Source organism: Alcanivorax sp. HI0083 (genome assembly GCF_001635175.1).
Window position 1 is genome coordinate 1 of sequence record NZ_LWFX01001641.1, and the last position, 10,661, is coordinate 10,661.

The 10,661-nt window shown below is 60.5% G+C and carries 12 protein-coding genes; 8 read left to right on the plus strand and 4 right to left on the minus strand.

Translation table 11 applies throughout. The features are described from left to right. The 4 genes from A3754_RS24125 to A3754_RS24140 form a co-directional block, all read right to left on the minus strand. Nucleotides 1–1,145 (minus strand): fumarate hydratase (locus tag A3754_RS24125; protein ID WP_063521555.1); only part of this gene is annotated, 1,145 nt, incomplete at its 3' end. A gap of 125 nt (nucleotides 1,146–1,270) precedes the next feature. Then, complete coding sequence (locus A3754_RS24130) at nucleotides 1,271–2,146, minus strand: alpha/beta fold hydrolase (RefSeq protein ID WP_063521556.1); 876 nt, start codon at nucleotides 2,144–2,146, stop codon at nucleotides 1,271–1,273. Continuing rightward, complete coding sequence (locus A3754_RS24135) at nucleotides 2,143–2,424, minus strand: acylphosphatase (RefSeq protein WP_063521557.1); 282 nt, start codon at nucleotides 2,422–2,424, stop codon at nucleotides 2,143–2,145. The genes A3754_RS24130 and A3754_RS24135 overlap by 4 nt, the downstream gene beginning before the upstream one ends. Beyond that, a complete protein-coding gene (locus tag A3754_RS24140) occupies nucleotides 2,414–3,733 on the minus strand; it encodes a YihY family inner membrane protein (RefSeq protein WP_063521558.1) in 1,320 nt (439 codons plus the stop codon). The genes A3754_RS24135 and A3754_RS24140 overlap by 11 nt, the downstream gene beginning before the upstream one ends. An 87-nt stretch (nucleotides 3,734–3,820) precedes the next feature. Here A3754_RS24140 and arsC point away from each other — a divergent pair, with 87 nt between their 5' ends. From arsC to A3754_RS24180, 8 genes are all read left to right on the plus strand, one after another. Continuing rightward, nucleotides 3,821–4,174: an arsenate reductase (glutaredoxin) gene (gene arsC, locus A3754_RS24145; protein WP_063519007.1), complete on the plus strand. Its 354-nt coding sequence runs from the start codon at nucleotides 3,821–3,823 to the stop codon at nucleotides 4,172–4,174. A 7-nt stretch (nucleotides 4,175–4,181) separates the two neighbouring features. Beyond that, nucleotides 4,182–4,778, plus strand: coding sequence for an NAD(P)H:quinone oxidoreductase (wrbA, locus tag A3754_RS24150; RefSeq protein WP_063521559.1), 597 nt, complete (start codon nucleotides 4,182–4,184; stop codon nucleotides 4,776–4,778). Then, nucleotides 4,778–5,119, plus strand: coding sequence for a DUF2069 domain-containing protein (locus tag A3754_RS24155; RefSeq protein ID WP_063521565.1), 342 nt, complete (start codon nucleotides 4,778–4,780; stop codon nucleotides 5,117–5,119). Before wrbA ends, A3754_RS24155 begins: the two co-directional genes overlap by 1 nt. Beyond that, nucleotides 5,109–5,789, plus strand: a complete 681-nt coding sequence (locus tag A3754_RS24160; RefSeq protein ID WP_082872456.1) for an RDD family protein — start codon at nucleotides 5,109–5,111, stop codon at nucleotides 5,787–5,789. Before A3754_RS24155 ends, A3754_RS24160 begins: the two co-directional genes overlap by 11 nt. Then, nucleotides 5,786–6,769, plus strand: coding sequence for a stage II sporulation protein M (locus tag A3754_RS24165; protein WP_063521560.1), 984 nt, complete (start codon nucleotides 5,786–5,788; stop codon nucleotides 6,767–6,769). Before A3754_RS24160 ends, A3754_RS24165 begins: the two co-directional genes overlap by 4 nt. Further along, complete coding sequence (locus A3754_RS24170) at nucleotides 6,750–8,261, plus strand: DUF4129 domain-containing protein (protein ID WP_063521561.1); 1,512 nt, start codon at nucleotides 6,750–6,752, stop codon at nucleotides 8,259–8,261. Before A3754_RS24165 ends, A3754_RS24170 begins: the two co-directional genes overlap by 20 nt. Beyond that, nucleotides 8,254–9,576 (plus strand): DUF4350 domain-containing protein, encoded by a 1,323-nt coding sequence (locus A3754_RS24175; protein ID WP_063521562.1) that lies wholly within the window; start codon nucleotides 8,254–8,256, stop codon nucleotides 9,574–9,576. The genes A3754_RS24170 and A3754_RS24175 overlap by 8 nt, the downstream gene beginning before the upstream one ends. A gap of 69 nt (nucleotides 9,577–9,645) precedes the next feature. Next, on the plus strand, nucleotides 9,646–10,617 hold the full coding sequence (locus A3754_RS24180) for a MoxR family ATPase (RefSeq protein ID WP_063521563.1): 972 nt from the start codon (nucleotides 9,646–9,648) through the stop codon (nucleotides 10,615–10,617). The last annotated feature ends 44 nt before the right edge of the window (nucleotides 10,618–10,661 follow it).

Sequence of the window (10,661 nt, forward strand, 5' to 3'; positions counted from 1 at the left end):
TCACCGACTGGATCCACCGGCCCTACGTAATAGATAAACCGGTTGGTGAAGTCCACGGGCAGTTTTTCGCCCTTGGAGATCATGTCTACCATGCGCTTGTGGGCCGCATCACGGCCGGTGAGCAGTTTCCCGGACAGTAGCAGGGTGTCACCGGGCTGCCAGGTCTGCACTTCTTCCGGGGTCACGGTATCCAGATTGACACGCTTGGCACCTTCGTCGTTGCCCCAGGCAATGTCCGGCCACTCTTCCAGGTCCGGTGCTTTCAGGTCGGCCGGGCCGGTGCCGTCGAGGATAAAGTGGGCGTGACGGGTGGCGGCACAGTTGGGGATCAGTGCCACCGGCTTGTTGGCGGCGTGGGTGGGGTAATCCACTACTTTCACGTCCAGCACGGTGGTCAGGCCGCCCAGGCCTTGCGCGCCCACACCCAGTGCATTCACTTTTTCGAACAGTTCCAGTCGCAGCTCTTCAGAGCGGGTCTGGGCACCACGGGCCTGCAGCTCGTGGATGTCGATGGGATCCATCAGGGATTCTTTGGCGATCATCATGGCTTTCTCGGCGGTGCCGCCGATACCAATACCCAGCATGCCCGGCGGACACCAGCCGGCGCCCATCTTCGGAATCTGTTCCAGCACCCAGTCCACCACGGAATCGGACGGGTTGAGCATGGCGAACTTGGATTTGGCTTCGGAGCCGCCGCCTTTCGCCGCCACGTCGATTTCCAGGGTGTCGCCGGGAACGATGGAGTAATTTATCACCGCCGGGGTGTTGTCCTTGGTGTTGGCACGCTTGCCGTCCGGGTCCGCCAGCACCGAGGCACGCAGAACATTGTCCGGGTGGTTGTAGGCGCGACGCACACCTTCGTTGATCATGTCGTCCAGGCTCATGTCGCCCTCAAAGGTGACATTCATGCCCACCTTGGCAAACACGGTGACGATACCGGTGTCCTGGCAGATCGGGCGGCGGCCCATGGCGGCCATGCGGGAGTTAACCAGGATCTGCGCCATGGCGTCCTTGGCGGCCTTGCTCTCTTCTTTCTCGTAGGCTTCTTTCACCGCGCGGATGAAATCCACGGGGTGGTAGTAAGAGATATACTGCAAGGCATCTGCCACGCTCTGAATCAGGTCATCCTGGCGAATCACCGTCATGGGATTACTCCTGCTGGGAAAATAGGGGCGCGTAGTATAGCGCAGAGAGTGAAGGGGGCGGAAATCGGCGGCGGGAGCGCCATGACTAGCCGCCCCTTGCCGCTGACCTCGTTAACACAGCGCTTTCAGTCGCAACGGGTGTTATTGAGCAACCGGATCAGATGACGGTTTACCGCCTCCGGCTGTTCCAGGTGCAGAAAATGCCCGGCATCGGCCAGGGTTTGCAACTCCACGCCACCACTGAAATCGCTTTCTACCAGCGTGTGGTCCAGCAATTTGGGGCTCATGCAGCCATCGTTCTCGCCGATCAGGATCTGGGTGGGCGTGGCAATATCCCGCCCCAGCCAGGCTCTTGCTTTGCGATGCTCTTTTTTCCACACCTTGAACAGGGACCGGTACCAGGCTAGGGCAGCGGAAATCACACCCGGCTCCGCCAGGGTGTGCTTGGCATTATCCAGATAGAGCTCCGGCTCCCAATCGGGAGACCAGCGCCGCCATAGCGCTTCCACGCCATCCAGGTCGCCGCGCTTGAGCCAGGCTTCCGGGGCCAGCGGCAGCTGGAAAAACTGCATGTAGCCGCTCAGCAATACTTGCTCCGGCACTTTCAATAACGCTTGGGGAATCCGCCGGATGGGCGGAATAGACAAGGCACTGAATGAGCAGAAGGTCTCCGGGGACTGCGCGCAAGCCAGATACCCCACCGCGGCGCCCCAGTCGTGCCCAACCAGATGCACACGACCGCCCAGCTGTGCGGCAAAAACCATCAGGTCGTCCACGGCAGCATACAGGGAATAATCACCGTTACCGGGCTGGCAACCGGGCGCATAGCCGCGCAACGCTGGCGCGATAGCCGTATAACCGGCATCCGCCAGAGCATTGATCTGCACCGCCCAGTTTTCATAAGTGTCGGGAAAACCGTGCAACAGAATCACCGGCTCACCATTGCCGGCCATCAAGGCAGGAAAACGCAGGTCACCATTGACCAGCTCTACCTGTTTCATCGTGTTACCTCAAAGTGATTGGAACGGGGGGCATCGTCATGATCGCTGCCCTCTTCCACCAGAATCCTTTCCACTTGTGCCAGCGCCGGGCCCTGGTGCATGGCATCGAGCATGTCATCCACAGCATCGCTGTCGCCTTCCAGCAACGCTTCCACCCGGCCGTCTGCACAATTGCGTACCCAGCCGGTGAGATTGCGACGTATGGCTTCCTGGCGCGTCCAGGCCCGGTAGCCTACACCCTGCACAATACCGCTCACCAGTACATGCTTAACCGTCATGCTTGTCCTCGTGGTCAATGTGGGCAGAGGCCCTGTTCGGCTCTGCATTGTCGTCTGTTTGATTTTCCGGCTCGCTGAATAGCGTATCCAGGCTGATATCCAGCGGTGCCATCATGCCTTCCCGGGCCTGATCCATTCGCCTCTTCAGCGCTGCCTCCCAGGGCAACAGCTCCTGCTGTTGCCGCACTCTTAGCTGGGTATGGGCCGGCCACGGCAGCATGGCCACCAACTGGCCCAGCGACAGGTTACGCAGATCCCGGCTGAGCATGTAACCGCCTTCTTCCGTGCGCCGGATCAGCTTCGCATTTACCAGCAGGTTGCGAAATTCATCCCATTGGCTGATTCCGGATTCCTGCATCACCTTGCGAACTTCCTTGCTGCGCAGCACCTTGCCGTTCTGCTGGCGCTGCCAGAACACATTGAGCAGGCGCACCAGGGCGTGCATGCGCGGCACCTGGCGACGGTGTTCCTGAAAGACTACTAACGCACGCACCAGCTCGGCACCACCGAGCACAATGGTCCAGGAAATATAAATCCACAGCAGAAACACGGGTACGGCAGCAAAAGCGCCATACACCACCTGGTAACTGGGCGCCTGCTTGATGAAAAAGGTAAAGCCGCCTTTCGCCAGCTCAAACAACAGAGCCGCCACCGCCGCCCCCAGCACGCCTTGTCGCAACGGAATCTTGGTATTGGGCACCACCGTGTACATCAGTGTCAGCATGGCGGTGGTGAACAGGAACGGCAGCAAGGACAGCCATAGCCGCACACCGCCCAGGTAGCTCACCGTGTCGCTGAAGATGGCCTGCGAGGTGAGATACGACGAGATCGCCAACCCCAGGCCCAGACAAATCGGCCCCAATGACAGCACCGCCCAATACATCAACAAGCTGGTGAGACCTTTACGCGGGGTCTGCACTTTCCAGATACGGTTCAGGGTTTGCTCAACCGTGCTCAGCATCAGGATGGAAGTGATCACCAGAAACACAATGCCCAACCCGGTCAGGTTTGCTGCCTGTTTGGCAAAGGACTGCAGGTGATCGAGCAGCATATTGCCTGCGGAGGGTACAAAATACTCAAACGCCCATGCCTGGAACTGGGCGCCCTTGTCTTTCAGGGCGGGTACCGACGACAGCACCGCAAAACTCACCGTCATCACCGGGACGATGGCAAACAGGGTGGTATACGTCAGCGCGGCAGCACTTTGCCGGCAACCGTCTTCATTGAACTGGCGCACCAGCAGGGCAAAAAACGCCTTGATGGAATCGAACCGGGCGTGCACCGGAATTACCGGTTGCTCATTCTCCATGCTCTACGCGTCCTCTCTGGTTGACCCCTTGCCACCGCACGTGTGCAGCTTACAATGGCAGCGTTACGAAACAGGATATGCAATCCCATGAGCGACTACATTATCTTCCACAACCCGCGCTGTTCAAAATCACGTCAGACGCTGGCGTTACTGGAAGAGAACGGTGTTAACCCCACTATCGTAAAGTATCTGGACGATATTCCGGATACCGCCACATTGAAAAGCCTGATCAGCAAGCTGGGGTTTGCCCATGCCCATGATCTGGTACGCAACAAGGAAGCGGACTACAAGACCGCAGGCCTGTCTGCGCAAAGCAGCGATGCTGACGTTATCGCAGCGATGATTCAGTACCCGAAATTGATTGAACGCCCCATCGTCGTCAAAGGCGATCAGGCGGTGCTGGGTCGCCCCCCGGAAAACGCCCTGCAGTTACTGGACTGAATCGCCCATGACCGATTATGTGCTGGTGCTTTACTACAGCCGCAACGGCAGTGTTGCCAACCTGGCGCAACAGGTCGCTCGCGGTATCGAAAGCACCGGAATGGAAGCGCGCCTGCGCACGGTCCCGGCCGTGTCTGCCAACTGCGAAGCCAGTGAGCCGGCGATACCGGATCAAGGTGCGCCCTACGCGACGCTGGATGATCTGGCCGGTTGCCAGGGCCTGGCGCTGGGTTCACCCACACGCTTTGGCAATATGGCGGCACCATTGAAATATTTCATCGACCAGACCAGCGAGCTGTGGATGAAAGGCACCCTGATCGGCAAACCCGCCGGCGTGTTCAGCGCCACCGGTAGCTTGCACGGCGGCCAGGAAAGCACGCTGCTTTCCATGATGCCCCCCCTGCTCCACCACGGTATGGTGCTGGCCGGTGTGCCGTACTCCGAAGCCGCCTTGCTGGATACCCAAAGTGGCGGCACGCCCTATGGTCCCACTCACGTTTCCGGCAGCCAGGGTGACCCGGCGCTGACGGAACACGAAATCACCCTGGCACGCGCACTGGGCAAACGCCTGGCGTTACTGGCCCGCCAACTGAAGGCTTCCTGATGAATCTTGTTTTATTCCGTATCAGCTACGCGTTGCTCCTGCTCGTCGGCATCAGCGGCCTGTTCACTCTGGCACCGCCGGACGCGCACATTGTCTCCAGCCTTATCATCGCGCTAGTGCTGTACGGTCCCCTGTTATTGATGATGCCTGCTGCTATCAGCGGCAACCGGCGCCAGGCCACCTGGCTGTGTTTCCTGCTGCTGTTTTATTTCTGTGGCTATGCGGTCCAGCTGCTGGATCCGCCGCCAGTGCGCACCCTGGCGATTGCCAAAACGACCCTGACTGTCATGCTCTTTGTGTTTGCCGCATTACAAATTCGTCAGGGCCAGAATGCTGATTGATGAACGCCTGGAAGTAGAAACACCGGAAGGCGCCATGCTCAGCCTGTCGCTGGCCGGGCCGGTGCCCCGGGCGCTAGCCTACGCCATCGACCTGGCTATTCGGCTGGTGATTTACGGTGCATTGGCCTCAGTGTTCGCGGCACTGGGCAAAGCCGGCATGGGCCTGCTGCTGATCATGGCGTTCGTGCTGGAGTGGTTTTACCCCACCCTGTTTGAAGCCTTCCGCCACGGGCAAACGCCGGGCAAGAAAGCCATGGGGCTGGTGGTGGTTCATGCCAATGGCAGCCCGCTGAGCTTCAACGGCAGCCTGATTCGCAACCTTCTGCGCACCGCCGATGCGTTCCCGCTGTTCTATCTGCTCGGGTTTGTCTGCACGCTGATCAGCCCTCGTTACCAGCGGCTTGGCGACATGGCCGCCAACACCCTGGTTGTCCATATCGAAGAAACCCCACAGATTCAGGAACAGGCTCAGGGTGACACCCTCGCCCCGGACTGGTCCTTGAGCCGGGATGACCAGCTTGCCCTGCTCGCCTTCCATGAACGCCATGACCGCTTTTCCGAAGCCCGCCAGCAAGAGCTGGCGCAACTGGCGTACCCCGAACTGGCACCGGCACTGGCGTTGCAGCGTCTGAATGCCGTCAGCCGTTACCTGGTACAGGGGCCCACATGAAACAGGCCCGTTTCGAACAGCAATACCGGCCGGAATGGCAAGCACTGGAACGCCAGCTCGAGCAGCTGGAGTCCCTGCATGTGAGCAAGAAGAACAAGCTCACCCTGGATACCTTTGTCACCGATTACCGCAAGCTCTGCCACCAACTGGCGCTGGCACGGGAACGAGGCTACAGCGTGCAGCTGCAGCAATTCCTCAACAATCTGGTATTGCGCGCCCATCGCCAGCTGTACCGCTATAACCCGTCCCTGGCAGATCGCATCGGCACCTTTATCGCCAGCGGCTTCCCCCAGGCGGTGCGCCGCCAGTGGCGCTGGCATCTGGTCAGCGCCCTGGCCTTTGTGCTTTCCATGGCGCTGGTATGGGTGCTGGTGCAGCAACAACCGGAAATGATCTACACCGTGGTGGATGAGGCCAGCATTGCCAATCTGGAAAGCATGTACCAGCCGGAAAACCAGGCGGACATGAAGAGCGAACGCAGCGGCGATGACGATGTGATGATGTTCGGCCATTACATCCAGAACAATATCGGCATCGCCTTCCGCACCTTTGCCAGCGGGCTTCTGCTGGGCGTGGGCGCGCTGGTGGTGATGCTGTTCAACGGCAGCTTCTTCGGCGCCGCCGCCGGGCACCTGATCAACGTGGGCGCGCAAGAACCGTTCTTTACCTTTGTGATCGCCCACGGCGCACCAGAGCTGACCGCCATTGTCTTGGCCGGTGGGGCCGGGTTGCGCCTCGGCTGGGCCATTATTGCCCCCGGGCCCTGGTCACGGCTGGACGCCCTGCGACTGGCCGCCAGGGATGCGCTGCCCACCATGTACGGGGTCTTCGCCCTGTTATTGCTGGCCGCCTTTATCGAAGCGTTCTGGTCACCACGGGACCTGGCGCCAACCATCAAATACAGCGTGGGCGCGGCCTGCTGGGGCCTTTTGTACCTTTATCTTTTGTTCGGGGGACGGGATGGAACTCGAAAAGGCTAGCGCCCGCCTGGCACCGCGCAGCCCCTGGCAAGCCGCGGACCTGGGCACGCAGTTTTACCGCCACTGGGCTGGTTCCATTACCCGCGTCTGGCTGCTGTTTACCGCCGTACCCTATGCCCTGCTGTTAAGCATGGCCGCCCTGAACAACAGCCTGTGGCCCCTGTTTATCTTCTGGTGGCTCAAACCCCTGTGGGAACGCCCACTGCTGGCCTTTTACAGCCATGCCCTGTTTGGTGAAACCCTCACCCTGAAAGCCTTGCTGAAACGCTGGCGCAGTTACGCGCTGCCGGGGCTGGCCGGCCAGCTCACCTGGCGGCGCCTGAGCCCCATGCGCAGTTTCAATGCCTGCGTTTGGCAGCTTGAACAAGTGAAAGGCGACACCGCCAGCCAGCGTCTGAAAGTACTCAACAGCTACCCGTCCAACCGGGCGGGCATGCTGACCCTGCTGGTGCTGCACCTGGAACAGTTCATGACGCTCGGGCTAATGGCGTTGCTGTATATGCTGGTGCCCTGGCAATTCAATCTGGAACTCAGTGACTGGTTCTATGACCAGAGCGCATTGCAACTGGTCATCTCCGGGTTGTGTTTCTATCTGGTGCTGTGTGTCACCGAACCTCTCTACGTGGCCTGTGGCTTTGCCCTGTACCTGAACAAACGCACCTGGCTGGAAGGCTGGGATCTGCAGCTGGGCCTCAGCCGGTTGGGCAAACGTCGCCAAGCTGCCAGGAATGTCATCGGGGCTCTGCTACTCATGGCACTGGTGCCTTTCACGGAACCCGCCAGCGCCGCATCAGCACAGTCCCCGGCCACCGGGAAAACAGAACAGCAGGAAGTCATCGAGCTGCTGGCCAGCCCGGAGTTCATGCCGCTGCAAGAAAAGACCGAGCGGCAGTGGATTAATCAGGACGACAGCGAATCCGAGAGCCTGATGGAGAAAATCTGGCGGTTCCTGTTTGATAATCTGGACGATGAGGACGCCGAGACTAACAACACGCCGCTGAATATACCCGATGCCTTGCTGTGGACCATTTTCTGGGCCCTCTTTATTGCGCTGGCCCTGTGGCTAATCCTCAAGGTCGCCAACCAGTTCGGCCTGCGCGGCCACAGCACCCGCAAGCGCCCTGTTATCCCCACCCATGTGGCCGGGCTGGATATCCGCAAACGTAACCTGCCGAAAAATCTGGACCGTGCCGTGGAAGAGGCCCTCAAGGCCGGAGACATCCGCGGCGCCCTGGCCATACTGATGCGCACCAGCTTGGCCGGCATTCTGGCACGTCACCCCGTGGCTCTGGCCGCAGGCAGTACCGAGCAGCAATGCCTGCGCACACTGCAGGAACAACACGGCGATTCATTGCCAATTGCCTACCTGCAGCGGCTGACCCAGGCCTGGATTACTACCGCCTGGGCTCACCGCCCGGTTAGCGCTGAGCAGGTGCGCACCTTGACCCAGCATTGGCAGCAAATGGACAGGCTGGAGGCAAACCATGCGTAAGGCCCACCTGCGCCGTGCTTTCCCCTGGCTGCTTGCCACCCTGCTGGTCGCCATGATCGCGGGCTACTACGCCCTGACCGAACCGGTCACCTACATGCAGCGGGTCTCCCCGGACAGCAGCATCACGCGCAACCCCTACAGCGCAGCCCAACGCTGGCTGGCGCAACGGGGCCAGCCCTCTGAACGCATTCTCAGTGCTGCGGCCCTGTTCCCGTTACCCGACACCCGCACCACCCTGGTGATCGATAAACACCGCGGCATGCTCACCCCCAACCAGGTCAACACCCTGCTGGAATGGGTCCAGAACGGTGGCGAACTGGTGGTGGAAGCCCGCCCGCTCCCGTCGCTTATCGAGGCATCCGATGCCAGTGACGCAGACTGGCAGGACAATGACCCACTGCTGTTCCCGCTCGGCATCACCGTCTGGGACTCCCCCGTGCCCAGCGAATCCATTGAAGAGGATCCGGTCCGGGATCTGATCATGGCCTTGCCCGTTTTTGTGGACAGCCCCTTGCAGTATTGCCTGCAAAGCGACAACGAGGAATTGCGTGAAGGTTGTGCACGGCTGGTCTGTGACGCACCACCGGAGCCCGCGCCTCTTGGGCTGCATGTGGGTGACAACGCACCTGACCGACGTGTGCAGCTTTTCAGCGATTACGTCATCTGGCATGACAGCTGGGATGATGAAGAAGGCGAGACACCACACCTGGAATGGCCAGTGGAAGTGACCGCCTACGCAGACAACGATTACGGTAGCCAGCTGGTGCAACTCGGCTTGGGCAGCGGACAGATTTCCGTGCTAACCGACTTGAGCCTGTGGTCCAACGAACGTCTGCTCTATTTCGATCATGCCTGGCTACTCGCCTGGCTCACCGCGGATGAGCCGGTGTGGTTTGTGCGCTCCGTGGCCATGCCGCCGCTGGCACAGTGGCTGTGGCTGAAAGCCCCGGCGCTGGGCGTTGCCCTGCTGGTGCTGCTGGCCCTGTGGTTGTGGTATCGCATTCCCCGCCAGGGTCCACGCCAGGAAGCCCGCGACGAACACAGCCGCGACTACCTGCAACACCTGCACGCCAGTGGCTATTTTCAGTGGCGTACCGATCAACAGGCGGCTTTGGTGGAAGTGTTACGCGAACAGGCAGAACAACATCTGATCCGTTTTCATCACCAACGTGACAAGGCACTGGCGCTGGCCGCAAAAACACTATCGGTGCCAGCCAAAGAACTGGAAGCGGCCCTGCAGATGCAACCGGAAACCCGGGACCAGTTCACGCAGCAGGTCTCATTATTACAATCGCTGAAAAATTGCAGTCACTGATACGCTCACACAGGTGCAGTGGCGCGGACATACACGCCAACGTCAGTTGCAACGCAAAAGGACAACAGCATGAGCCAACCCGCCACCCTCGCCGATGCGGCCGCCCTGGCCCACGACATTGAAAGCCGGCTCAATCAGGTACTGATTGGCCAGCAACAGGTCGTCCGTGAAGTGCTGATCGCACTGATTTCCGGCGGCCACGTTCTTATTGAAGGCGTGCCCGGCCTCGGCAAGACCCTGCTGGTGCGCAGTCTCGGGCGGGTACTGGAGCTGGACTTCAACCGCATCCAGTTCACCCCGGACCTGATGCCCACCGACGTGACCGGCCACGCCATGTACGACCAGAAAACCGAACAATTCCGCATCCGGCGCGGCCCGGCGTTCACCCAGCTGCTGCTGGCTGACGAGATCAACCGCGCCCCGGCCAAGACCCAGGCGGCACTGCTGGAAGTCATGCAGGAACGGCAGATCACCATCGAAGGCAAAGCCTTTACCCTGAACGAACCCTACATGGTGCTCGCTACCCAGAACCCGCTGGACCAGGAAGGCACTTACCCGCTGCCGGAAGCAGAGCTGGACCGGTTTCTGTTCAAGGTGCTGATTGATTACCCCGGCCATGACGACGAAACCCGGCTGGTGAACATGGTGCTCGACGGCACCATCCGCGCCAGCCTGGATGTGGACAGCCTGAGCCCGGCCACGGATGCGGCCGGCTTGCAGGCCATGAAAGCGCTCAGCAACGACGTGCTAATCGACGCCGAAGTGCTGGACTATGCCCTGCGCATCGTCCGTGCCACACGGGACTTCAATGGCCTGAGCCACGGCGCCAGCCCCCGGGCCAGCATTGCCCTGGCCCGGGCGGCCCGCGTGCAGGCCATGTTCGAAGGCCGTGACTTCGTCACCCCGGACGACATCCAGCAAGTGGCCCGCCCGGTACTGCGCCATCGCATCCAGCTCAGCGCCGACGCAGAAATCGAAGGCCAAACCCCGGAAACCGCCCTGGCCCGTCTGCTTGACCAGGTGGAAGCGCCGCGGCAATGAAGCCTGCCCCTCCCCTGCTTCTTGCCGTTGGCCTGTGGGCCCTG